Origin of the sequence: Undibacterium sp. JH2W, assembly GCF_049340425.1 — a bacterium.
Lineage (GTDB): Bacteria > Pseudomonadota > Gammaproteobacteria > Burkholderiales > Burkholderiaceae_D > Undibacterium.
The window spans coordinates 12,722-35,879 of record NZ_JBMPOT010000008.1; the positions used below are offsets into that span (position 1 = coordinate 12,722).

The window sequence follows — 23,158 nt, forward strand, 5'->3', positions numbered from 1 at the left end:
AGCAGCAGGTATTGCAATTACTACTACATAGCTATCAGGATAGAGGATATTTTAGATTTCACCAATAAAGCATGTAGCAAATATGCCATGCCTTATTGCTTAAATTATGTGAATAAATTAGTCGCTGCCGAGGAAGATTTGCTGCAGATCATTCAAAAATTGTTTGCCTAATGGTGTCGGGCAAATGATTTCATGATCGCGATAAAGCAAACCCTTCTTTTCGGCGATCAGCAATTCTTTTTCTATGCTATTAAGTAACATGCCGGTGCGCTCCTGAAACAGGTTGACCTTGAAGCCCTGCTGCAAGCGCAGCGCATTCAACATGAATTCAAAACCCATTTCATCCATGGGGATTTCAAGCGACTCTTGCACGCAATTACCAGCAGCCATGGCATCCATATAAGCCCTGGGTTGCTTGTAACGCGCCTGACGTATTATGCGGTGCGGGAAGGATATTTTTGAATGTGCGCCCGCACCTATGCCTAGGTAATCGCCAAAATTCCAGTAGTTCAGATTGTGTTTTGATGCCCTGCCCGCTTGCGCATAAGCAGAGACTTCATAATTGCCATAGCCTGCAGCAGCCATGCGACCATGGATGATGTCCTGCATTTCTGCGCTTAGATCATCATCGGGTATGGCAGGCGGGAACTTGGCGAAGTAAGTATTTGGTTCCAGCGTCAGGTGGTATAGCGACAGATGCGGTGGCGCAAAAGAAATGGCGGTTTCCACATCCTCTCTGACTTCATCCAGAGTCTGGCCTGGCAGCGCAAACATCAGGTCAAGATTGAAGTTATCAAAATTCTCCTGTGCAATTTCTATGGCGCGGCGCGCCTCATTACCATCATGGATACGGCCCAGAGCTGCCAGGTGTTTGGAGTTGAAGCTTTGTATACCTATTGATAAGCGATTGATGCCGCTTTGGCGATAAGAGCGAAATTTCTCTGCTTCAAAGGTGCCGGGATTGGCTTCCATTGTGATTTCTGCATTGCCATCAAGTGGCAACAGCGTACGTACATCAGAAAGCAATCTGTCCAGGCCTACTGCTGACATCAGGCTGGGCGTGCCACCACCTATGAAGATGGTGTATATCTTGCGACCCCAGATCAATGGTAAGGCAGCTTCCAGATCAGCGCGCATGGCATCCAGGTAGGCTGACTCGTCAAAGCTACCTTTGACTTCATGCGAATTGAAATCGCAATAAGGGCACTTGCGTACGCACCAAGGGAAATGGATGTACAACGATAGCGGTGGCAACTGCGTCAGGTTGAGGCTACCTGATACAAGGTACTGGCTGGCCACGTCACCGGGTATAGTCGATAAATCCGGTGATTTTTTTAGTACAGGCTGGCTTGCCGCTATGGGCTTGATGGGTATCATTTCAGTTTTTCAACAAGGGCGCGCAAGGCTTGCCCACGGTGCGACAATTGATTTTTTTCTGCTGCTGCGAGTTCAGCCACAGTCTTGTTCAAACCGGGGATGAAAAAATGTGGGTCATAGCCAAAGCCATTTTCACCACGGGCATCTGCAATGATTTCGCCCGCCCAGACACCGTCAGCAATTACAGGCTGCGGGTCAAATTCTGAGCGCACAAACACCAGCACACAATAATAATAGGCCGACTTGTCTGATACACCAGCCAAATCTGCGATGAGCTTTTGGTTATTGCGCGCATCAGACTTGGGCTCACCGGCAAAGCGGGCAGACAGTACACCTGGCGCGCCCTGCAGGGCATTGACGCAAATGCCGGAGTCATCCGCCAGGGCCGACAAACCTGTCAGGCGGGATGCGTGTCTGGCCTTGGTCAGGGCGTTTTCGACAAAGCTGGGATAAGGCTCTTCGGCTTCAGGCACCTCAAATTCAGATTGCGCCCTGAGGTCTATGCCCAGAGGCGACAATATCTGATAAAACTCCTTGAGTTTACCCTGGTTATTCGAGGCAAGGACGATTTTCTGGTTTGTGCTCATGCTTGTACTTATATTCATGCTTCCAATCAGCCTACTTGCAAACCCAAGACTTCTTTTTGCAAGGCGATCAAATCCGCGATGCCGTCATGTGCCAGATTCAGCAATGTGTTCATGGTCATGCGATCAAATGCCTCACCTTCAGCAGTGCCTTGTACTTCCACAAAATGACCGTGCTCTGTCATGACAACATTCATGTCTGTATCGCATTGCGAATCTTCAGGATAATCAAGATCCAGCACAGGATGGGATTGATACACACCAACCGAGATTGCCGCCACAAAATGCTTCAGTGGTACACGAGGGATGAGTTCACGTTCTACCAGTTTGGAAAACGCATCATAAGCCGCAACCATGGCACCAGTGATGGATGCAGTACGTGTGCCGCCATCAGCCTGAATGACGTCGCAATCAATATGCAGGGTACGCTCGCCAAAAGCGTCGAGGTCAAAGGCAGAACGCAGGGAACGGCCTATCAGGCGCTGGATTTCCTGGGTACGGCCAGATTGCTTGCCCTTGGCTGCTTCCCTGTCCATGCGGCTGTGGGTGGAGCGTGGCAGCATGCCATATTCAGCTGTCATCCAGCCCTGCCCTTTACCCTTTAAAAAGCCGGGGACTTTGTCTTCTATGCTGGCAGTACAGATAACACGGGTGTCGCCAAATTCAATGAGGACCGAACCTTCTGCATGTTTGGTGAAATGACGGCTGATAACCACCGGACGCAATGCATCCGGTGCACGCCCGCTAGGGCGAAAAGAGTTTGACATGATATTTAGTTCTTGGAGGTGATGCGTGATGATTTGTGGATCGCGTTGCGAATTTCTGCTATGGCTTTTTCAATTTCTGCGTCGTTGAAGACATCGCCATCAGTCACTTCCATTTCAGCATCGACAGGTGCCTGTATGGTGGTGGTGACCGAGCCTATGGGCAAAGTATTGGTAGAGATGATGGTGGAGTTGTCCATGCGATCATCACCTTCCCACATCATGGCCAGGGCAGTGACATTATCGCTTTGTTTGCCGGCGATATCGACTGCCGAGCGTATCAACTCAGGTACAGCGCGGACGATGGTATGGTCGTGCAGGCGCTGGGCCAGCATATGATCGGGCAAGACTGACCATAAACCATCTGAACACAGCAACAGCAAATCACCTGGCTGCAAAACGGCACGGCGCGACAATTCAACGATAGGCGCATTGGGTGCACCCAGGCAATTAAACAGTTTATTGCGGTCAGGATGGGTATGTCTTTCTGCCGGATCAACCTTGCCTTGAGCAATCAATGTTTCGAGACGGGAGTGATCCTTGGTGCGCAGCAAAATCTGCCCTTGGCGCATCCAGTACAAACGTGAATCACCACAGTGTGCCCAATAGGCATAGCCATTTTGTATCAGACAGGCGACGATGGTGGTGCGCGGGGTTTCTGGCAAATTATTGATGGCGCGGTAACGATGTATCTCTTGGTGAGCAGCCAGGAAGCTGTCTTCCATAAAGCGCTCAGGCCGCCCTATCATGGGGTGAGCTTGCTGCTGGAACAGGTTACCTATGGTTTGCATGGCAATGGCCGCGGCCATCTCGCCCATGATATGACCACCCATGCCGTCCGCCAGCAAAAGCAAAATCGAATCGCGGGTAAAGCTATACCCCATTCGATCCTGGTTAACCTTGCGGCCACCAATATGACTTTCTTGATAAACGGAAAAACGCATGAGATTTTAAAAACTTATAATAACTATTAATAGAAACAAAACCAATGATAAAGCATAGTCACTTATCCCGGGTTTTGGCCAGAAGCGGCATTCAATTCAGGGTACTTTCCTGTATCGTCGTATGATCGCTTTCAACTTTCTTTCTCTTGCCACTACCAATGAAAGTCTTGAACTTCAAGGTCATTTTTTCCATGAAAGTCAATTCGCGCTGCGGTTGCGCCTGAATAGCCAGGGCTTTTTGCAGGGCAAATACACTTTGTGGCCGCTCCAGCGGGTCAAGTTGCAGGCACCAGCGCACCACTTCTATCAGTTCAGATGAGTACAAACCTTCCAGCTTGCGATAATGGCCTTCCATCTTGTCACTGGTCTTACGTTGATCGGATGGCTGCGGCGGCGCACCCACCATACAGGCGAAGATAGAAGCACCAATACTATAAATATCCGTCCAAGGCCCCAGATTACCATTCTTTTGGTACAACTCTGGCGCGGCAAAACCCGGAGTATACATTGGGTAGAGCTTGGGGATGTCGGTTTTCAGGGTTTGGCGGGCAGCACCAAAGTCCAGCAAAATAGGTGTGCCGTCCAACCGCAGGTAGATATTGGCAGGCTTTAAGTCCAAATGCAGCAGCTTATTGGTATGTACCTCACGCAAACCATTCATGACCTGGTTAAACATGCGGCGTATGAAGCGCTCAGACACTAATGGTTTCTCACCTTTGTCGCGGCGGCGCAGTATGTGTTCTTGCAGTGAGCGGCCAGATTCGTAGGCCATGACCATGTAGACAGTCTCGTTGGCTCTGAAGAAATTGATAACACTGACCACATTGGGGTGAGAGATACGTGCCAGTGCCCGTCCCTCTTCAAAGAAACATTTCAAACCTATGCGGTAAATCGGCAGATTTTCATTGGAAATAGCCGGAACCAGCTCACCCTGTTGGCGCAAAGCCAGGGAACTGGGTAAATATTCTTTAATTGCAACTGCGTTGCCATCTTCATCAGAAGCCAGATATACAATACTAAAGCCACCGGACGCAATTTTCTTTACAATGCGGTATCCGGCAATTTCCAGTCCATCTGGCAGAGGTGCGTTATTTTGTGCGGCCATCAATCGTCCAATTCACTATACAAAACGGATTGTGTTGATTATTGCGGTATTTGTAAAGAATATCCTAGTGTCCAATGCGCAATTTTGCCAATCTAATCCACAGTTCACGCCTTTTTAAGGAAATACCTTGAGCATTTTTAGCATGACAGGTTATGCCACCAGCACCAATGAAACCGATGCTGGCACCATCACTATTGAGATCAAAAGCGTCAATTCTCGCTTTTTGGACCTGCAATTTCGCATTAATGACGAGTTTCGTTCGGTTGAGTCGCAATTTCGCGAAGCCATCACACGCAAGCTGGCACGTGGCAAAGTGGAGTGCCGCTTTAGTTTTGGTAAAAAACTGACAGAAACACACAACAAGAGTCTCAATGTCAGCTTACTTGAGCAGCTTTCCAGCTTCCAGGCAAACATCAAACAGCAATTCCCTGATGCAGCAGCTTTGAGCACAAGTGAAATCCTGCGTTGGCCAGGCGTCATAGAAGAAAGCGAAATCAATGCAGAATTCTTGCAAACCGCTATCAATGACACCATCAATAAGACGCTGGAAGCATTTGTTGTCAGCCGTGAACGTGAAGGTGCCGCGCTGGAACAAGTGCTGCTGAGCCGCATCGCTGCCATGGAGGAAATCGTCACCCGCATTACCCCACTGATGCCGCAAATCGTCCAGCAATTCCAGCAAAAGGCTACGACCAGACTGGAAGAGGCACTGGGACTAGCTTTGCAATCCAGCGGTAGCAATGCTGGTCAAACCATCACCCGCGAAGAAGCCCTAGACCGCATACGCCAGGAAGTGACCATGTACGGCATACGCGTGGACGTGGCTGAAGAACTGGCACGCCTGTCGGCACATCTGACAGAAACCAGGCATATACTGAAAAAAGGTGGCCAGGTAGGCAAGAGGTTGGACTTCATGATGCAAGAATTAAATCGTGAAGCAAATACTTTGGGATCTAAAGCCGCCTCTAAAGAATTGTCTGATGCATCCATGGAATTGAAACTTTTTATAGAACAAATGCGCGAACAAGTACAAAACCTTGAATAAACAGGCGCATTTGCTTATACTCGCGCACTCTTTTTCTTGGGAAAGATAACAAGAGCAGGTGCGCGCTATAGATAATCAAAAATCAAAGCCGCCCATGCAGTCTTGTAGTTGAACTCAATAACCACACCGGAGGATACTTATGCAAACCAATAATTCGACTGCAGGTAGTCTGTTTGTGGTGGCCGCCCCCTCTGGTGCTGGCAAGTCCACACTGGTCAACGCCTTGCTGGCGCAAGAACCTGCCATAAAATTGTCAATTTCGTACACCACTCGCCCACCACGCCCGGGTGAGTTAAATGGTCGTGAATATCATTTCACGACACCGGAAGATTTTTTGGCACGCAAGGCTCAGGGTGAATTCCTGGAGTCGGCAGAAGTACATGGTAATTACTATGGTACTTCACGCATCATTATTGAAGATCAGATGCGCTCAGGCACCGATGTCTTGCTGGAGATAGATTGGCAAGGCGCGCAACAAGTCAGGAAACAGTTCCCTGGCGCGGTTGGCATATTCATCTTGCCCCCCTCCATTCCGGCACTTGAAGAGCGTCTGAAGAAGCGTGGCCAGGATGAACCGCATGTTATCACCAAGCGCATTTTGGCTGCTGGTGGTGAAATGGCGCACTCCCCAGAGTTCGAATATGTTATTATTAATCAAGACTTTGCGACAGCCTTGTCAGAATTGAATGCAATCGTGAGGGCAACACGCTGCCGATTTGCACAACAGGCAACACGCCACTACGAGCTGTTTACCCAGCTTGGCATTCACGCCAACGCGAATTAATTCGCAAACCCAATTTAGTTATCTAGTTCGTATTGAGGAAAAAACATGGCACGTATTACCATTGAAGATGCATTGAAACAAATCCCTAACCGCTTTCAGCTGACATTGTGTGCCACTTATCGTGCACGTCAATTGTTGCAAGGCCACACACCCAAGGTTGACTCCAAGGACAAGCCTACAGTCATCGCGCTGCGTGAAATTGCTGAAGGCAAAGTTGGCATAGAAATGCTGAAAAAAGTGCCGGTGTAAACCGCAGCACCTGCATTCTTAGCCGCTCCTTCACAAAGCCTTTATCCGGCCGGGAATCACAGAATGAACCTCAATGATAGTCATTCATCCCTGGAAAGCAAACCGGCCGATTCAGCTTCAGTCGCGCTGGCTGTCATGCGCAGCCCAGCCAACACCATCAATAAACACTCTTCCCCGCTGGATGAAATAGACAGCATTCGTGCATCTTCGACGAATACTGGCGTTGCTTCCATTACTGACTTAACCAATCGCATTAGCGACTATATGTCAGCCAGTGAATTGAAACTGGTCAAGGAAGCCTATCGCTTCTCGGATGAAATGCATCTGGGCCAGGTACGAAAATCTGGCGAACCCTATATATCTCATCCCATTGCGGTGGCAGAAATCTGCGCAGAATGGAAACTCGATGTGCAGGCCATCATGGCTGCCCTTTTGCATGACGTCATGGAAGATCAGGATGTCAAAAAAGATGAGTTGATAGAACGTTTTGGGGCACCTGTCGCCACCCTGGTAGATGGTTTATCCAAGCTGGAAAAGATAGAATTCCAGAGTCAGATAGAAGCGCAGGCAGAAAACTTCCGCAAGATGCTGCTCGCCATGGCGAGAGATGTGCGCGTCATCCTGGTCAAGCTGGCAGATCGTTTGCACAATATGCGCACCCTGGGCTTCATGTCCGCGGAAAAAAAACGCCGCATCTCACGTGAAACCATGGATGTGTATGTGCCTATCGCGCATAGACTGGGTTTGAATAATATCTATCGTGAATTGCAGGATCTGGCATTTTCGCATCTTTACCCCATGCGTTACCGCACACTGTCAAAAGCAGTCAAGGCAGCACGTGGCAATCGACGCGAAGTCGTCAACAAGATCATGGATGCGGTTAAAACTGCGCTGATCGAAGCAGGCCTGAAGGCCGAAGTATATGGCCGTGAAAAAACCCTGTACGGCATTTACCGCAAAATGCATGACAAGAACCTGAGTTTTTCCCAGGTACTGGATGTGTATGGTTTCCGTATCGTGGTCAGTGATTTTCGTGACAGTTACTATGCTCTGGGTAGCCTACATGCCTTGTACAAGCCCATGCCAGGCAAGTTCAAGGACTATATTGCCATACCCAAGACCAATGGCTATCAATCCCTGCATACCACACTGATAGGTCCTTACGGTACTCCGGTAGAATTCCAGATACGCACGCGCGACATGCATCATGTGGCAGAATCGGGCGTGGCTGCACATTGGCTGTACAAAAATGAAGAAGGCAGTCTGACTGACTTGCAACAGCGCACGCATGCCTGGCTACAGTCTTTATTGGACATACAGAAGCAGACTGGCGATTCTGCCGAATTCCTGGAACATGTCAAAATTGACCTATTCCCTGACTCTGTCTATGTCTTCACACCAAAATCCAAAATTATTGCCCTGCCACGCGGAGCAACAGCTTTGGACTTTGCTTACACCATCCATACTGATATTGGCGACCAGGCAATTGCCACCCGCATCAATCATGAACCGGTACCATTACGCTCCGAACTGAAGAATGGTGATATCGTCGAGATCATCACCTCGCCCAATTCGCGCCCTACTCCAAACTGGCTGACCTACGTACGTACCGGCAAAGCCAGATCCGCCATACGCCACTACCTGCGTACCATCAATCTGAATGAGTCGACAGAACTGGGCAAACAATTGCTGGCCCAGGCTTTGGTGTCCGTGAATTTGAATCCAGATTTGCCAGATAGCCTGATCGATAAGTTGCTCAATGAATCCAGCGCCAAGTCCCTCGATGAAATTCATACCGACATCGGCATAGGCAAACGCATGGCGGCACTGGTGGCAAGGCATATCCTGGATCTGGTAGAAGATGATTCGCCATCCATCCCTTTCCAGCAATTCGGCGACAAAATCAATAACAAGCGAGATCCTGTCATCATTTATGGCAGCGAAGGCTTGTCGGTGCAACTGGCTCCCTGCTGCCTGCCCATCCCTGGTGATGGCATTGTCGGTCAACTCAAGCGCGACCAGGGCCTGGTGGTACATACTGACGATTGCGAGCACGCCAAGCGCCTGCACATCAAGGAACCTGACCGCTGGATTGATGTGAATTGGGGTGAAGACCTGAACCGCCGCTTCGATTGCCGTATTGCCGTCACTGTCACCAATGAACGTGGCGCCCTAGCCCGCATTGCTGCCGAAATTGGTGAGTCAGATGCAAACATCAGCCATGTCAATATGGAAGATGGCGATGCGAATGACATGACCAATATACACTTCACCATACAGATAGAAGACCGCACCCACCTTGCGAAAATCATGCGCAACATTAAGCACTTGACGGGTGTTACGCGCATAGTCAGGGAACACGGTTAAAAGACCAGTCAAAAAATAAGGTCTGTCCAACCGCGTTCTTCTTGTACAGCTAATGCATGGTCTTGTGCAATTTACGCAAACCCCACCACACTACACCGGCAATCACTGGCAACAATAAGCCAGCCAACAAATCTGGATTGACCGGCAAGCCTGCAGCCTTAAGCCCCTTGCCCGCATAATAGACCAGACCTGTCATGTAATAACTGATCGCCACGACAGACAAGCCCTCTACTGCCTGCTGCAAGCGTAGCTGCTGGGCAGCACGAGCGTTCATGCTGTGCAGTATCTTGCGATTTTGCTGCTCCTGGACTATTCCCACCCTGGTGCGCAGCAAATCATTGGTGTGGGCAATACGTTCAGCCAGCGTTTCCTGGCGACGCACGATAGCTTCACAAGTGTTCATTGCAGGTGCCAGGCGCCTGTCCATAAACTCACCTATGGTGGGTACGCCCTCTACTCTGAATTCACGCAATTCTGCAATGCGTGACTGCACCAATTTGAAATACGCCTTGGAAGCAGCAAAACGATAGCTGTTTTCCAGAGCCAGTTTTTCTGTACGGGCAGCCAGATCAATAATCTGGTGCAACACACTTTGCTCAGCATCAGCAGAACTAGTTTCAGCTTGCACATTCCCTGACACGGTCATGGCCGCTGTCAGTGTTACCAACTCACTTTCTATGTCATTCAAGACCGAAGAAGCACCTTGTGCATGCGGCAGACCCAGCAAGGCCATCATCCTGTAGGTTTCAATTTCCAGCAGACGCTGTACCGTCCGGCCTGCCTGTTGATCCAGGAAACCATTATCCTTGACGACAAAACGGCTGAAGCCATCCGCCTGTATCAAAAAATCTGTCCATACTTCGCCACGGCTGAGGACCTCGCTGCCCACCACCACCCCACCATCAAATATCTGTTTTATAGATGAAGGAGGGTTAAATTCCTGGCTGGCAGGAATCAGCGCCACATGAGTCGCCACCATGACTTTTTCTTGCAACTCAAACAACCATTGTTGAGGTAAATGTCGCAAAGGCGCGTGCGCAAATACTTGCGCCAACTCCAGCTCTTGCGGAGCAGTTTCTGTTTGCTCTGCCGCATTCTCGACGAAAGTATAAGTGGCAAACTCTGTATGGCATTCCCATTTAAGGCGAAAACGCCCAAAATCGTGGAAAAAATACTTGGCATCGCCGGACGGGCTGGCTACCGCGAAATGACGGCAAAAATCACCAAGTATCACTTGCTGGGTAAACAAGTTATCGCCCCCCAGGTGAGCATCATTTCTGGCAAAAATCGCCAGATGGGTCAGTGTTTCCGGGGCATGCAACCGCAATGAAGGCCGGGAATGAACTTCAGCAGCGAGTGGTATGCGTAAGGGGTGATTGAGTTTGGAGTAAGCAATAGACATGGGGCATCACAGGAGCATTAGAAATCTTATGCAGGATAGTCAACCTCAAGTACGGTCAACTCCTCTATCCCGCCAGGTGTACGCAATGTCACTGTATCGTCAACCCTGGCCTTGATAAGTGCTCTGGCCACCGGGGAAATCCAGCTGATCTTGCCTTGCAGGGGATCAAATTCATCAACACCAACGATAGTCACCGTATGCATTTCGCCATGTTGGTTTTCATAGGTGACGGTTGCACCAAAATAAATCTGGTCCGACCCATGGTGTATGCGCGGGTCAAATACCTCAGCAATATCCAGGCGCTTGGTCAAAAAGCGTATGCGCCTGTCTATCTCACGCAAACGGCGCTTGCCGTAGATATAGTCGCCATTCTCTGAACGGTCACCATTGGATGCAGCCCAGTGCACGATATTGACAACTTCAGGCCGCTCAACATCCATGAGATGTAAAAACTCATCCTTCATGCGCATATGCCCTTCTGGCGTCATGTAGTTTTTTACACCTGCAGGAATAGCTGGCGCCCCGAACTCTTCGTCGTCGTCAGGATCTGCTTCTTTGATAAATGCTTTGCTCATATAAGCATTGTAGCGGACTTGATCAAAATAATTTTCTTTGTGGCACCGAAAGTCTACACTTAGCTTATAAAATAGACGAATACCTTACTTGTCATTACCATTCGATCTATCTCTGGATGGTATTGATAAGTTGCCCGAACTAGAAATGGATTTTGCATGACAGAAAAAGCAGCAATCAATGTACTTATCGTCGATGATCATGCCGTGGTGAGGGAGGGGATAAAAAGTATTATCTCAACCACAACAGATATCGCCGTTATTGCAGAGGCAGAATCGGGTCTGGAAGCAATACGCGTCAGCCGTCAACTCGATTTTCAAGTCATATTATTGGATATTGCCCTACCTGACAAAAATGGCATTGAAGTACTAAAACAAATCAAGTCTGAGAAACCCGCCATTGCTGTACTGATGTTTTCCATACACAGGGAAGACCAATATGCAGTGAGAGCCCTGAAGGCAGGCGCATCCGGTTTTTTGAACAAGCAATGCAACAGCACACAAATACTGGACGCCATCCGCCAGGTTGCGCGCGGCTTGAAATACATCAGCACGCAATTGGCGCAAGAATTGGCCAATAACCTGAATCAGGAACATGAAGATGCACTGCACAAAACCTTGTCCGATCGCGAGTTCCAAACCATGACCCTGATTGCATCTGGTAAGTCTGTCAGTGATATTGCCAAAGAATTGTCACTTTCTGTAAAAACCATCAGCGAATACCGCTCCAGAATTCTATTGAAGATGAAATTGCGGCACAATGCTGAATTAACGCATTACGCTATCAAAAATCAGCTTGTAGATTAAACGATAACTTCAATGTCGCCAGCAACACTCTTGTTAGCAAGATCATTGGCAAAGAAAAATGTCAAAAACTCCAAATAATACGCAATTCAAAAGCCCTACCGACATTGCGCGTGAGACATTCAGACAATTGGCGATACAGAGAATTGCGCCAACGCCAGAAGCTTATCGCAAACTTTACAACGACATTGCTGGCGTACCAGATACGCCACCAGACACTCCGCCAGAACCTCAAGCAGAAGCAGCTCCTGAAATCTCGGAAGCAGAAATTTTGCTGGCCAATTTTGCCAACAGCCTGCAAATCTCGACGGGTGAAATGGCAACATATGGCCAGCGCTTCAGCCGGGCGATCAAGACAAGTAACTGGCAGGATTATGGTCGGGGCCTGGTGCAATTAGCCGAGCGCATTACAGCGCCACCAAGCACATCCAGCAACAATATCAGTCTGGTGGATGACCCGCTCCCTGCGCCTGCCCCCAGCAAGAATATCTCCCTGGTAGACGATGGTCCGGTTGAAGACCCGCGCCTGCGCATACTCAAGGATTTGCTCTATCGTACCCTGACACTCGCCCTCACCTCTTTACTGAAGCCAACGCCGCAGCTTGCGGGTGAATCCGAGAGTCTGGGCATGTCTGTGAAAACCGCAGTCAATGAAGGTGAACTCAATCAAATTGCTGGTCGTCTCAAGCAATTATGCTTTCAAATTGAATTGCAAAGCGGTGATAGTGCAGAGCAACAGGAATTGTTATTGCGCTTGTTTGATCTGCTGCTGACCAATATCCATGACTTGCTGGACAATGATAACTGGCTTCGTGGTCAAATCGAAGTCGTACAAAATCTGATCGCAGGCCCTATCGATCACCGCGCATTGCAAGAAGCTACGCGCAGCCTGAAGGATGTCATCTACAAGCAAGGCGTGCTAAAAAACAGCATTGCCGAGTCGAAAACTTCTGTCAAAAACATGATGACAGCGTTTATCGACAGGCTGAATGCCATGGCCGATAGCACGGGTGCTTATCAGAACAAGATGGGGGCTTACTCTCAGCAACTGAGTTCTGCCAAGAATGTATCTGAAGTCAGTGCACTGATCGCCAGCATCCTCAGCGAAACCAAGGAAGTACAGTCCGAAACCTTGCGTTCACGCGACATGATAGTCGCCGCACAAAAAGAAGTCAGCGAAGCAGAAGCACGCATCAAGGAACTGGAAAACAAACTCGCCCATATGAGCGAACTGGTCAGGGAAGACCAGCTTACCGGCAGCCTGAACCGCCGCGGCATGGACGATGTATTCGAGCGCGAAGCCGACCGTGCCGACCGCCGCAACACCCCGCTGTGTGTCGCCCTGCTGGATCTGGATAATTTCAAGAAACTCAATGACACTCATGGTCATGCAGCGGGTGATGAAGCCCTGGTGCATCTGGTGCGCATCGTCAAGCAAACCCTGAGGTCCATCGACGTTGTAGCCCGCTATGGCGGTGAAGAATTTGTCATCATCATGCCAGAGACGCAACTTGATGAAGCGGCCCAGGCCATGATGCGGGTGCAGAGAGAATTAACCAAGCATTTCTTTACTGCAAACGAGCAAAGGCTGTTTATCACCTTCAGTGCCGGTGTTGCCTTGCGCAATCCGCGCGAACCTCAGGATGCCACCATCAAACGCGCGGATAAAGCCATGTATGAAGCCAAGCAATCAGGAAAAAACCGGGTTATCAAGGCCAGTTAAATCAAATACTGCCTAGAAAATGCTCAGCGTGGGAATGGCAGTGACAAACTTGCCGCCCCATGCACGGATATAGCTTAACTGACCCTCGATTTCCTGGCGTAAATTCCACGGCAAGATCAGGACATAATCCGGCTTGTCAGCAGTCAGTTCCACTTCAGTCAAAATCGGTATGCGGCTGCCTGGCAAGTATTTGCCCTGTTTATGCACATTGATATCGACAACATAGGATAAGAGGTCAGGCCTGACACCAGAAAAATTGAGCAAAGTATTACCCTTTGCAGCAGCACCATAGGCCGCTACCTTCTTGCCCTCTTTCTTGCAGTTCAATAAGAACTCCAGCAGTTCAAACTTGGCTTTTTCCGCCTGTTTTTGCGCTTTTTGATAAAAAGTCACATCTACGATTCCTGCAGCGCGTTCCTTCTCCAGCATGGTTGCAACGCTATCGCCTTGCTTGCGCTGTCCTGTATCGCTACGCTGCGCAAGTACACGCAAGCTACCACCATGGGTAGGCCATTCCTGTACATCAAAAACCTGTAAACCATTTTTTTCGAAAATTGCCTGCACTGCATGCAAAGACAGGTAAGAATAATGCTCGTGATAGGCCGTATCGAACTGATTTTCCTGCACCATGTTCAGCAAATGCGGAAATTCAAAACTCGCCACCCCCTGGGGTTTAAGCAAGGCAGCAAAGCCAGCAACGAAGTCATTGATGTCTGGTACATGCGCCAGCACATTATTGGCTACCGTGAGGTCTGCAGACTGCTGATTTGCCCTTAACTCTTGAGCAAGTTCAGTACCAAAAAACTTTTCTATAACAGGAATACCCTTGTCACGTGCAGCATTGGCGGTACTGGTAGTCGGCTCTATCCCCAGACAAGGAATGCCTGCAGTCTTCACGTACTGCAATAGATATCCATCATTGGCAGCAATCTCTATCACTAGACTATTTTCGTTCAAAGCCAATTCTTGTCGCATCGTCGTAACGAACTGTTCTGCATGCTTCAACCAGCTCGCGGAACAAGAACTGAAGTAAGCATAGTCTGCGTCAAACAGATTTTCCCGACCAGTAAAATCCAGAGTCTGGGCCAGCCAGCATGTATCACAAACCATCAGCTTCAAAGGTAGCCAGACTTCCGGGTTTTCCAGGGTGTCAGCGCGCAAATATGCATTTGAGGGCGGAGCGCTACCCAGATCGAGAAATGGTTTTGTCAGCTCATGTTCACAATGCCGGCATTTCATACGCTTACTCCACTAAATTCGTTGTCAAGCATGGGGAAGGCACGATCTTTCCCGGATATTTCAGATATTGCCAAAGGCAGATTGATTCTCAATTTTTCATCCAATATATTCAAGCCCAGCTCATGTGCTGGCATATAGCGCTGGCTGTGGCAATACATCATTTCCACCTCATCGCTGAGGGTTTGAAATCCATGTGCAAAACCTTCAGGCAGCAAGTAACTACATTTATTTTCTGCCGACAAGATGACGGCATGCCATTGCAGGAAAGTCGGTGAGTCTTTTCTGACATCGACAGCCACATCCCAGACCTCACCTTTGAGGCAAGTAATCAACTTCATCTCGGCATACGGCGGGCGCTGCATATGCAAACCACGCACTGTGCCCTTTTTAACTGTCAAGGTATGATTGATTTGGCTGACAGGCCGCTGCCATCCGAATTGCGCCAGCTCATCAGCGCAAAACATGCGTTCCAGATAGCCGCGCTCATCACCCAGAGGTTTGCGTTTCAAGATGTGCAAACCTGCGAGTGGCGTAACTATTAATTCAAAGCGTTCAGACATGGCACTCCATAGAAATTTTCTTCATGGCAGCGTCAAAAGTAAGCATCAATATCACGCTGACACAGTTCTTGTGCCGGGACACCCGCCAGAAAATCTGCATACCAGCGCACACTGCGCGATACCGCTACAGATAAATCCCAGCGTGGCGCTATGGATAATTGCTCTCTTGCCTTGCTGGCATCAAGTGACAATAAGCCAGCCTCGTGCACGCCTGTTACATTGACTGCGAAATCGACATCTCCACAGCCAAACTCATGCCTGGCTAACTCCACCACTTCACGCACTGTTGCTGCCCCATCAGGGCCAAAATTCCAGGCCTGTGCCAGGCTGGAATTTTGATACCCAGCCTGAGCCAATGACAAGTAAGCAGCCAGGGGCTCCAGCACATGCTGCCAGGGACGTACCGATTGTGGTCGGCGTACCTGTAAAGGCTGGCCGTTTTCCCACGCGCGTATTGCGTCTGGCAGCAACCTGTCTTCAGACCAGTCACCACCGCCAATCACGTTACCTGCGCGGGCAACAGCCACCGTCAATCCCTGCTCTGCCAAAAATGAATCACGATAGCTGGCAATCAATAATTCCGAAGCAGCCTTGCTGGCGCTATAGGGGTCATGTCCACCCAATTCTGCAGTTTCAGGATAGGGATGTATTTGCTCAAGATTGCGGTAAACCTTATCCGTCGTCACCATCACTGCAACCTTGGCACTAGTCTGACCGCGCAAGGCTTCCAGTACATGAGCGCTACCCATGATATTGGTCGCGAAAGTTGCCAGTGGCTCGCGATAACTGGGTCTGACCAGGGCTTGAGCAGCAAGATGCAAAACCACCTCAGGCTGACAATCTTGCACGACCTGTTTGACCAATGCAGCATCCCTGATGTCGCCAATGTGGCTGCGCATGCCCTGCTCCAGCTTTAAAGCTGTAAACAAGCTGGGGGCAGTATTTGGTGCCAGGGATAAGCCTGTTAGCTCCGCGCCAAGATTGTTGAGCAAGTAGGCTAACCACGCGCCTTTAAAACCAGTATGCCCTGTCAGCAATACTCTGCGTCCGCGCCAAAATTCTGTATCCAGTTGCATACGGCTTACCATTTTCGCCAAGGTGCACTTCCTGACTGCCACAATTCTTCGAGCAGGTTTTTCTCACGCAAAGTATCCATGGGCTGCCAGAATCCGGCATGTTCAAATGCCATTAATTGCTGGCCGCTTGCCAATCCAGCCAAGGGCCCTTGTTCCCAACTGATGCCATCGTGTTCAATAAGATCCAGCACCTTGGGCGACAAAACAAAGAATCCACCATTGATCCAGCCGCCATCACCCCTGGGTTTTTCTATGAAACCCAGGACTTCGTCGCCATTGCGCTGCAATACGCCATAGCGCGCTGGCGGCAAAACTGCCGTCACCGTAGCAAGCTTGCCATGGCTGCGGTGAAAATTGATCGATGCCGTAATATCGAGGTCTGACACGCCATCGCCATAGGTGAAACAAAAGGCCTCCTCGTCCTGTATGTAAGGTGCCACTCTTTTGAGTCGTCCGCCCGTCATGGTCTCTTCACCTGTATCAACCAGAGTGACTTTCCATGGCTCAGCATGGCGCTCATGGACTTCCATGTGGTTCTTTTGCATGTCTATGGTCACATCTGACATGTGCAGAAAATAGTTGGCGAAATACTCTTTAATCAGATATCCCTTATAACCACAACAAATCACGAAATCATTCACGCCGTGAGCTGAATATGACTTCATGATATGCCAGAGTATGGGACGCCCGCCTATTTCTATCATGGGCTTGGGCTTGAGATGGGTTTCTTCAGAAATCCGCGTTCCCAGTCCACCAGCCAGAATTACCGCTTTCATGCGTATTGCTCCTTACTATAAATTTCCGACATTTTACGACAGGTCTGCTCCAGACCCCGTAAGGACGCAAGAATCTCAATTTTTGAGGTCAATTTCAGTCAACTTTACCCTGTCAATTTTGCCATTCGCATTTTTGGGCAATACATCCAGAAAAAACAAATGCCTGGGCACCATGTAGGCAGGCACAATAGCGGCAACTCTGGAAAGCAGGTCCGCTGACTGGCTCACTACATTGGTAGCAGCATAGGCAATGATCTGCCCCAGGCCGTTATCAAATTTTTTGTAAATCACTGCACACTCAGTCACTTCTCCCAGAGTATTGATTGCAGCTTCGATCTCTTCGAGCTCTATGCGATATCCCATATGCTTGATCTGGAAATCTGCCCTGCCCTGGAAATGCAAATTAGCTTCTGCATCGCGCATAACAATGTCACCGGTACGGTAGCCCACATCTGTATAGCGTGTATGCAAAGGATTTTGCACGAAGGCCAGCGCGCTGCGCTGGACATCATTGTAATAAGCCAAGCCGACCTGAGGCCCGCGCAAGAACAATTCGCCTTTATCTGGATTTATCTCATCCAGTGCCAGGATCTCATAATTAAAATTTTGTGCCAGCTTGCCGAGCGGGGCGAGACTACTCATATCATCGAAATCTTGAGCCTGAACATGATAAGCAGAACAGATGCAGGTACATTCAGTCGGGCCATACACATTTTCCAGATCAGCCCGGTCTGCAAACAGATCAAACAATTGCTTCAGCTTGGGTTTAGGGAAACCCTCTCCACCGAAAATGATTTTTCGTATATTGGGCAAATCAGTTTTACTTAAAGCACGCGTCGTCAGCAAATACACCAGCATGGATGGCACGGAAAACCAGATAGTACAAGCAGACTGATTGAGCAAACCTACCAGTGCACGGGTATCATGCACTTGCTTCACCGTAAATGGCAGCAAAGTTGCGCCAGAAAACAATGCTGTATAAAAATCGAAAACAGAATTATCAAAATAGCTGGGATTCACATTGGTCAACACATCGTGCTCAGTCACACTAAACCTGTCCCGCGCCCACTGTATGAACCACAGCAGATTGGCATGAGACATCACCGCACCCTTGGGTGAGCCGGTAGAACCTGAGGTGAACATGATGTAGGCAGGTGAGCTGCCAGACACCGCCCTGCAGTCCGGCAGCTCAATATCCTCGACAGGAATAAGCAATTCATCAAGCCTCAAACACCGGACTTTTGCTTCTTCAAATTGCTGATCATTGAAAGCTAAATCCGGAAAGCTATTGACCAGCAATGCTGGCTGACAGGTATGCAGTATCTTGCGCAAACGTTCCCAGGGGCTGGTGGGATCAAGATTGGTATAGATCAAACCCAGGCGCAAGCAAGCAAGCATGCAGGCAAATGCATCTGCTGACTTGTCATTGAACAAGGCTACTACCTGCCCTTGCCGCAAGCCTTGTGCATGAAGTGCGCGCGCCAACCGCTCCACCTTGTCGCTCAAACTGCGATAAGTGATGGAATCGTTCGTGGCGGGATAATACAAGGCGCGCCTGTCCGCAAAACGACAGGCTATTTCATTAAAAGCCAGAGCCAGATTCGAGATATAAGTCATATGCCAAGCAAGGACAAATTAAAGCACCAGGCCGCCATCTACTTCAAGTATGCTGCCTGTCAGGTAATCGTTTTCTATTGCATAGTGGACCGCTTGAGAAACAGCTTGCATACCCCCAAGGCGTCGCAAAGGTACTTGTTGTTGCAGTTTCGTCAGCATGGCCTCGCTTAATGCGGCGCGGGTTGAAGGTGTATCGATAAATCCGGGAGCAATGGCGACAAAACGCAAACCCAGCGGCCCCAACTCCTTGGCCCAGGTATGCGTCAACGCATTGACCCCTGCTTTGGCGGCAGAGTAGGCGGATTGACCGGCGTTACCATTGGCGGCAATAGAGCTGATAGAAATCACCACGCCTTTTTTCCGCTTGGCCAGCATGTGATCGACGACACGACTCGTCACAAAAAATACAGAATCAAGATCTGTCGCCATGACTTTACGCCAATTATCACGTGAATGCGCCCGTTCGGTCCTGGACAACATATTGACCAGAGGCTCGTTATGAATAATGCCAGCGTTATTGATGAGTACATCAATATCAAAGCCCGCATCTGCCACTGTCTGTATGGCGATATCCACGGCATCGGGATTTGCCACATCACATTGCACGGCGCGCACACGGCCAGATGCAAGCTGATTCAATTCCTGACAAAAATGCTCATCATATTCAAGCACAAACAAACTGGCGCCTGCATCATCAAGCTGTTCTACCAGATGCCGGCCTATGCCGCGTCCGCCGCCGGTGATCAGGACATTGATGCCGTTGATCTTCATATGCTGGCACCTTGCACCAGCAGGGCTTTACGTGCATCACCAACTGACTTCATATCGGCGATCTGATCACCGCTAAACTGGATCTGGTAAGTGTCTTCAAGGCGAGTGATCAAAATCATGTGCGCCAGAGAGTCCCAACTGCCTATCTCTGTCAAGATCAAGGTATCGATAATGCTGGATTCTGGCAAGCCGAAAACTTCAGAGAATATTTTTTCTATCGTCATATCTATTTTTACTTTTGCTACGAAATTTAATACCACGGAAGGTATTAATTAAATTGTACAAATAAGGCCTTGCCACAAACGAAAGACAAAGCAATGTCCTTTGCCCTATCCAGCAATAACTGGTTGCCAATACGATACGGACCATCACCATGTGACCAGATGTAATCATCAAGTATCAGCCACGCACCAGGTTTTAGTAAAGTAAGCCAGTGTGTACAATCTTCTTTTACTCTCGCAAAATCATGGTTACCGTCTATATGTATCAGTGAAATTTCTCCTGAAAAATTAACAGTCTCACTCGATGGCGATGAAAAAACTCTTTTGTTTGTATATTCTGTAAACGCGGCGACCGATGGCAATTGCAAATGCGCATGCTGCCCTCGGTTGAATGGCACCATATTGACATAGAAGCCCTCACTCAAGACCTTGAAATCCCAGTCATCTACCAGTGCCTGGAATGAGGTAGTCGAGTCGGTTTGTATAGCCTGCTCCCGCCCCCAGGGGTCCACAGTCAAGAGTGGGCCTATATTGTATTTCATTGCCAAATAAGACAAGACAAAAGCAGAACGGCCTATCAAGGAACCTATCTCTATAACGTCTCCTGGCACAACGGTAGAGGCTATCCCCATCAGTGCAGCGAGCTTGTCGTCATTGGATTCGCCATAAATCAAGCTCACCTGTCGCAATACGCCAGCCACTTCAATTAAAGATAAAGCCTGGTTTCCAGCTGCACACAATTCGATAAAGGCCAATAAGCGCGTGGCGCGTGCCATCAACTGCCGGTGCTGCTGCACTTGCTGCCGTATTGGTGACTGCCCTACCATTTCTATTTGCAGTTGATGCGTATTGATAAACCGCTGCATGAAGTCATAGACACTGGACACCGGGCTGTACAATCGCCGCACGGGATAAGCTTGCAGCAAATTCAGGAAGTGATGACTAAAGTCCTCAGCGTAAATCGAGGGCAAATGTAATACCTCGGCACCATTGCTGGCCAGCAGATCACTTTTTACTGATGCTGCGCATAGGGTGCTTTCTGCACGGTGCTGCGCTGCTGTCAGATAATCCAGTGCCGACTGGTCTACTGCCGGGAATATAAGGGTCACATCGCCTTGTTTAGCATTGTCCATGGCCGGAGTCCGTTCAGTCTTTCTGGCCGATGTCACGCCTGGCTGCTTCGCGTACCACCTCGTCCAGCCATTGATGCATGCTTTTGCCGGTTTTTGCGCGCGCCTCGTAGGCCATACGCTTTGCTTCGGGACTGACACCTTCTAGCTGTCCATAGAGACGGGTCCTGTGGGTGCCGCCACGTGCGCCGGGGATGTCGAAATCAAGGTCAGCACCTGGCTCGCCTTCTCCCACGACAAAGTCGATCAAATAAAATACCCCGCCTATGATCCATTCCAAGCGGGTTTTGCGCGCTTCGACCGGTAACTTGTCCAACGGTAGTGTGTAGACAAATTCGGGGTTTGAGTTCATCAATATCTTGCCAAACTCGGTTTCCCTAAGCCATGGGGGCATGCTCTCATCACCCACCACCACCTTGCCACCCGGTTTGGTGACCCTTGCCATTTCAGAAAAAGCCCGCTTAATGTCACCAAATGCATTGATGCCGCCAAAATGGAAACAGGCATCAAAGCTGTTATCGGCAAACGGCAGATAATAACCATTGGCGAGCGCAGGTTCGACATGGCTATCCACGCCATGCATGCGCTCCAGGTTTTTGTTCAAGAATGAGGGTGACAAGTCCTGGATATACAATTTACCATCTGGCCCCAGCCTTTTGGCGATGATCTCAGAATCACGCCCCGTACCTGCGCCGGTTTCCAGCACGATGCTGCCAGGAGTGAGATTGAGCTTGTCGACCATGGCATTACGTACAACTTGTTCGTCCTCACCATAGGTACTGAAAGTCAAAGGCAAAAAGCGGTCGTAAGCATCTGCCCTGTCTTCATATTGCTGCAAGGCTTTTTGATCTGCCACAGGCAATTCAAAGGGGTAAACAAAATTGGGAACACCATTGACGATATCAAAGCGATTGCCTGAAGCGCTGCTCAGTGTGCCCGACACTATTCCAGCCTCGTCCTTAACTTCATTTGACAAAACCAGGGGTTCCAGTGTGATGGGATCTACATAGAAATTCTCTTCGCCAAAACGCATGTTCGCTCCAGGTGTAGTGTTAAATAGGCTTATGCCATAGTGTATGTGCATTTAAGCAATTTCTTAGCCCCGAATTCAAGGGGAAGAGCCACTTATTTCTCATAATGAAGCACTGCAAGCCCCTCCAGATGTTTTATAACAACGATTTTGAGGGAAATAGCCAACCTGAGCAGAAAATAGCGCGTTTTCAAATCATTCTTGTATGCAATCAAAAGATAATAAAAAGCTTATACAGTATAGTGAGAAAATCTCTCGAAATCGACCTGAAGACAAGCAGGCCCTCACATGAAAAACATGAAACCCATAGTAATTTTTGGTTTAGGCAAAATTTCTGATGTTGTCTATCAACATATAGTGCGTGATCAGAGCTTCCAGGTCCTGGCATTTACTTGCGACAGGCAGTGGCTGGACCAGGCGACTATAGACGAGGGCACACATCAAGGCTTGCCTGTCATCGCATTTGAAGACCTGGAACAAACATATCCACCTGAATCGGTAGACTTGATTATCGCCATGGGCTATCAAAATCTGAATGCTAGCCGTCTGAAAAAATGCAATGAAGCCAAGGCTCGTGGTTATCAACTGGTCAGTTACGTCAGCCCAAAAGCAGACCATGGACACTGGCTGGATATAGGTGAAAATTGCGTCATCCTTGACGGTGTAGGCATACAGCCTGGTGCCAGCATAGGCAATAATGTCTTTATCTGGAACAATTCGCTCATCGGTCATCACTCCACCATCAAGGACGATTGCTGGATTGCCGCCGGTGTCACCATAGGTGGCAGCACAACACTGGGAGAGCGCAGCTTCGTCGGCCTGAATGCAACTTTGGGAGGTGAAATCACGGTTGGTACCGATAACCTGCTGGGTGGAGCAAGCCTGATATTAAAAAACACCGCAGACAAAAGTGTATTCATCGCCGCAGGGACAGAAAAATTCAGGCTGGACAGCCCTACTTTCCTCAGGATGACTTCTTTGCCGGCCATGGGCAGTGGGCAAAAAAAGGACTAATGGT

At 49.1% G+C, this 23,158-nt stretch carries 23 protein-coding genes; 7 read left to right on the forward strand and 16 right to left on the reverse strand.

The window, feature by feature from the left end:
• Positions 1-117 precede the first annotated feature (117 nt).
• The 5 genes from hemW to ACO0LC_RS12995 form a co-directional block, all read right to left on the reverse strand.
• Positions 118-1,377: a radical SAM family heme chaperone HemW gene (gene hemW, locus ACO0LC_RS12975; protein ID WP_423003660.1), complete on the reverse strand. Its 1,260-nt coding sequence runs from the start codon at positions 1,375-1,377 to the stop codon at positions 118-120.
• On the reverse strand, positions 1,374-1,964 hold the full coding sequence (gene rdgB, locus ACO0LC_RS12980) for an RdgB/HAM1 family non-canonical purine NTP pyrophosphatase (RefSeq protein WP_423003662.1): 591 nt from the start codon (positions 1,962-1,964) through the stop codon (positions 1,374-1,376). The genes hemW and rdgB overlap by 4 nt, the downstream gene beginning before the upstream one ends.
• A gap of 26 nt (positions 1,965-1,990) precedes the next feature.
• Positions 1,991-2,728 carry a ribonuclease PH gene (gene rph, locus ACO0LC_RS12985; protein WP_423003664.1) on the reverse strand — a complete coding sequence of 246 codons (738 nt, stop codon included), beginning with the start codon at positions 2,726-2,728 and terminating at the stop codon, positions 1,991-1,993.
• A 5-nt stretch (positions 2,729-2,733) separates the two neighbouring features.
• Positions 2,734-3,669 carry a PP2C family protein-serine/threonine phosphatase gene (locus ACO0LC_RS12990; RefSeq protein WP_110253225.1) on the reverse strand — a complete coding sequence of 312 codons (936 nt, stop codon included), beginning with the start codon at positions 3,667-3,669 and terminating at the stop codon, positions 2,734-2,736.
• Between the two features lie 91 nt (positions 3,670-3,760).
• A complete protein-coding gene (locus ACO0LC_RS12995; protein WP_423003667.1) occupies positions 3,761-4,774 on the reverse strand; it encodes a serine/threonine protein kinase in 1,014 nt (337 codons plus the stop codon).
• A 127-nt stretch (positions 4,775-4,901) separates the two neighbouring features.
• Between ACO0LC_RS12995 and ACO0LC_RS13000 the strand changes: the two genes are divergently transcribed.
• The 4 genes from ACO0LC_RS13000 to ACO0LC_RS13015 all read left to right on the forward strand — a co-directional run bounded on the left by ACO0LC_RS13000 (position 4,902) and on the right by ACO0LC_RS13015 (position 9,219).
• On the forward strand, positions 4,902-5,819 hold the full coding sequence (locus ACO0LC_RS13000; RefSeq protein ID WP_423003669.1) for a YicC/YloC family endoribonuclease: 918 nt from the start codon (positions 4,902-4,904) through the stop codon (positions 5,817-5,819).
• Positions 5,820-5,958: 139 nt separating this feature from the next.
• Positions 5,959-6,603 carry a guanylate kinase gene (gene gmk / locus ACO0LC_RS13005; protein WP_423003671.1) on the forward strand — a complete coding sequence of 215 codons (645 nt, stop codon included), beginning with the start codon at positions 5,959-5,961 and terminating at the stop codon, positions 6,601-6,603.
• A gap of 45 nt (positions 6,604-6,648) precedes the next feature.
• Positions 6,649-6,852: a DNA-directed RNA polymerase subunit omega gene (gene rpoZ / locus ACO0LC_RS13010; RefSeq protein ID WP_110253221.1), complete on the forward strand. Its 204-nt coding sequence runs from the start codon at positions 6,649-6,651 to the stop codon at positions 6,850-6,852.
• Positions 6,853-6,915: 63 nt separating this feature from the next.
• The gene (locus ACO0LC_RS13015; protein WP_423003673.1) at positions 6,916-9,219 is read left to right on the forward strand and encodes a RelA/SpoT family protein; all 2,304 of its coding nucleotides are present in this window, start codon (positions 6,916-6,918) and stop codon (positions 9,217-9,219) included.
• 49 nt (positions 9,220-9,268) lie between these two features.
• Here ACO0LC_RS13015 and ACO0LC_RS13020 read toward each other — a convergent pair whose 3' ends face one another.
• Positions 9,269-10,621 carry a DUF3422 family protein gene (locus tag ACO0LC_RS13020; RefSeq protein ID WP_423003675.1) on the reverse strand — a complete coding sequence of 451 codons (1,353 nt, stop codon included), beginning with the start codon at positions 10,619-10,621 and terminating at the stop codon, positions 9,269-9,271.
• Between the two features lie 26 nt (positions 10,622-10,647).
• Positions 10,648-11,196: a transcription elongation factor GreB gene (gene greB, locus ACO0LC_RS13025; RefSeq protein WP_423003677.1), complete on the reverse strand. Its 549-nt coding sequence runs from the start codon at positions 11,194-11,196 to the stop codon at positions 10,648-10,650.
• 156 nt (positions 11,197-11,352) lie between these two features.
• Here greB and ACO0LC_RS13030 point away from each other — a divergent pair, with 156 nt between their 5' ends.
• A complete protein-coding gene (locus ACO0LC_RS13030; protein WP_423003679.1) occupies positions 11,353-12,000 on the forward strand; it encodes a response regulator in 648 nt (215 codons plus the stop codon).
• A 58-nt stretch (positions 12,001-12,058) separates the two neighbouring features.
• Entirely contained in the window at positions 12,059-13,720 is a 1,662-nt protein-coding gene (locus ACO0LC_RS13035; RefSeq protein WP_423003681.1) for a GGDEF domain-containing protein, read from the forward strand.
• A 12-nt stretch (positions 13,721-13,732) separates the two neighbouring features.
• Here the strand turns inward: ACO0LC_RS13035 and ACO0LC_RS13040 are convergent, their stop codons facing one another.
• The 9 genes from ACO0LC_RS13040 to ACO0LC_RS13080 all read right to left on the reverse strand — a co-directional run bounded on the left by ACO0LC_RS13040 (position 13,733) and on the right by ACO0LC_RS13080 (position 22,143).
• Entirely contained in the window at positions 13,733-14,959 is a 1,227-nt protein-coding gene (locus ACO0LC_RS13040; protein WP_423003683.1) for a methyltransferase domain-containing protein, read from the reverse strand.
• Complete coding sequence (locus tag ACO0LC_RS13045) at positions 14,956-15,519, reverse strand: dTDP-4-dehydrorhamnose 3,5-epimerase family protein (protein ID WP_423003685.1); 564 nt, start codon at positions 15,517-15,519, stop codon at positions 14,956-14,958. Before ACO0LC_RS13045 ends, ACO0LC_RS13040 begins: the two co-directional genes overlap by 4 nt.
• A 32-nt stretch (positions 15,520-15,551) precedes the next feature.
• Positions 15,552-16,607, reverse strand: coding sequence for a CDP-glucose 4,6-dehydratase (gene rfbG / locus ACO0LC_RS13050; protein ID WP_423004216.1), 1,056 nt, complete (start codon positions 16,605-16,607; stop codon positions 15,552-15,554).
• Complete coding sequence (rfbF, locus tag ACO0LC_RS13055) at positions 16,601-17,371, reverse strand: glucose-1-phosphate cytidylyltransferase (RefSeq protein ID WP_423003687.1); 771 nt, start codon at positions 17,369-17,371, stop codon at positions 16,601-16,603. Before rfbF ends, rfbG begins: the two co-directional genes overlap by 7 nt.
• A 75-nt stretch (positions 17,372-17,446) precedes the next feature.
• Complete coding sequence (locus ACO0LC_RS13060; RefSeq protein ID WP_423003689.1) at positions 17,447-18,988, reverse strand: amino acid adenylation domain-containing protein; 1,542 nt, start codon at positions 18,986-18,988, stop codon at positions 17,447-17,449.
• An 18-nt stretch (positions 18,989-19,006) separates the two neighbouring features.
• Positions 19,007-19,759, reverse strand: a complete 753-nt coding sequence (locus tag ACO0LC_RS13065; protein ID WP_423003691.1) for an SDR family NAD(P)-dependent oxidoreductase — start codon at positions 19,757-19,759, stop codon at positions 19,007-19,009.
• A complete protein-coding gene (locus ACO0LC_RS13070; protein ID WP_423003693.1) occupies positions 19,756-19,983 on the reverse strand; it encodes an acyl carrier protein in 228 nt (75 codons plus the stop codon). The genes ACO0LC_RS13065 and ACO0LC_RS13070 overlap by 4 nt, the downstream gene beginning before the upstream one ends.
• Before the next feature lie 44 nt (positions 19,984-20,027).
• Entirely contained in the window at positions 20,028-21,113 is a 1,086-nt protein-coding gene (locus ACO0LC_RS13075) for a class I SAM-dependent methyltransferase (RefSeq protein WP_423003695.1), read from the reverse strand.
• A 13-nt stretch (positions 21,114-21,126) separates the two neighbouring features.
• A complete protein-coding gene (locus tag ACO0LC_RS13080) occupies positions 21,127-22,143 on the reverse strand; it encodes a class I SAM-dependent methyltransferase (RefSeq protein WP_423003697.1) in 1,017 nt (338 codons plus the stop codon).
• Between the two features lie 294 nt (positions 22,144-22,437).
• Here ACO0LC_RS13080 and ACO0LC_RS13085 point away from each other — a divergent pair, with 294 nt between their 5' ends.
• The gene (locus ACO0LC_RS13085; protein ID WP_423003699.1) at positions 22,438-23,154 is read left to right on the forward strand and encodes a transferase; all 717 of its coding nucleotides are present in this window, start codon (positions 22,438-22,440) and stop codon (positions 23,152-23,154) included.
• The last annotated feature ends 4 nt before the right edge of the window (positions 23,155-23,158 follow it).

Excerpts from the sequence above, each read along its gene's own strand:
- hemW (WP_423003660.1), bottom strand. The coding sequence starts at position 1,377 with ATGATACCCATCAAGCCCATAGCGGCAAGCCAGCCTGTACTAAAAAAA.
- rdgB (WP_423003662.1), bottom strand. The coding sequence starts at position 1,964 with ATGAGCACAAACCAGAAAATCGTCCTTGCCTCGAATAACCAGGGTAAA.
- rph (WP_423003664.1), bottom strand. The coding sequence starts at position 2,728 with ATGTCAAACTCTTTTCGCCCTAGCGGGCGTGCACCGGATGCATTGCGT.
- ACO0LC_RS12990 (WP_110253225.1), bottom strand. The coding sequence starts at position 3,669 with ATGCGTTTTTCCGTTTATCAAGAAAGTCATATTGGTGGCCGCAAGGTT.
- ACO0LC_RS12995 (WP_423003667.1), bottom strand. The coding sequence starts at position 4,774 with ATGGCCGCACAAAATAACGCACCTCTGCCAGATGGACTGGAAATTGCC.
- gmk (WP_423003671.1), top strand. The coding sequence starts at position 5,959 with ATGCAAACCAATAATTCGACTGCAGGTAGTCTGTTTGTGGTGGCCGCC.
- rpoZ (WP_110253221.1), top strand. The coding sequence starts at position 6,649 with ATGGCACGTATTACCATTGAAGATGCATTGAAACAAATCCCTAACCGC.
- ACO0LC_RS13015 (WP_423003673.1), top strand. The coding sequence starts at position 6,916 with ATGAACCTCAATGATAGTCATTCATCCCTGGAAAGCAAACCGGCCGAT.
- ACO0LC_RS13020 (WP_423003675.1), bottom strand. The coding sequence starts at position 10,621 with ATGTCTATTGCTTACTCCAAACTCAATCACCCCTTACGCATACCACTC.
- greB (WP_423003677.1), bottom strand. The coding sequence starts at position 11,196 with ATGAGCAAAGCATTTATCAAAGAAGCAGATCCTGACGACGACGAAGAG.
- ACO0LC_RS13030 (WP_423003679.1), top strand. The coding sequence starts at position 11,353 with ATGACAGAAAAAGCAGCAATCAATGTACTTATCGTCGATGATCATGCC.
- ACO0LC_RS13035 (WP_423003681.1), top strand. The coding sequence starts at position 12,059 with ATGTCAAAAACTCCAAATAATACGCAATTCAAAAGCCCTACCGACATT.
- ACO0LC_RS13040 (WP_423003683.1), bottom strand. The coding sequence starts at position 14,959 with ATGAAATGCCGGCATTGTGAACATGAGCTGACAAAACCATTTCTCGAT.
- ACO0LC_RS13045 (WP_423003685.1), bottom strand. The coding sequence starts at position 15,519 with ATGTCTGAACGCTTTGAATTAATAGTTACGCCACTCGCAGGTTTGCAC.
- rfbG (WP_423004216.1), bottom strand. The coding sequence starts at position 16,607 with ATGGTAAGCCGTATGCAACTGGATACAGAATTTTGGCGCGGACGCAGA.
- rfbF (WP_423003687.1), bottom strand. The coding sequence starts at position 17,371 with ATGAAAGCGGTAATTCTGGCTGGTGGACTGGGAACGCGGATTTCTGAA.
- ACO0LC_RS13060 (WP_423003689.1), bottom strand. The coding sequence starts at position 18,988 with ATGACTTATATCTCGAATCTGGCTCTGGCTTTTAATGAAATAGCCTGT.
- ACO0LC_RS13065 (WP_423003691.1), bottom strand. The coding sequence starts at position 19,759 with ATGAAGATCAACGGCATCAATGTCCTGATCACCGGCGGCGGACGCGGC.
- ACO0LC_RS13070 (WP_423003693.1), bottom strand. The coding sequence starts at position 19,983 with ATGACGATAGAAAAAATATTCTCTGAAGTTTTCGGCTTGCCAGAATCC.
- ACO0LC_RS13075 (WP_423003695.1), bottom strand. The coding sequence starts at position 21,113 with ATGGACAATGCTAAACAAGGCGATGTGACCCTTATATTCCCGGCAGTA.
- ACO0LC_RS13080 (WP_423003697.1), bottom strand. The coding sequence starts at position 22,143 with ATGCGTTTTGGCGAAGAGAATTTCTATGTAGATCCCATCACACTGGAA.
- ACO0LC_RS13085 (WP_423003699.1), top strand. The coding sequence starts at position 22,438 with ATGAAACCCATAGTAATTTTTGGTTTAGGCAAAATTTCTGATGTTGTC.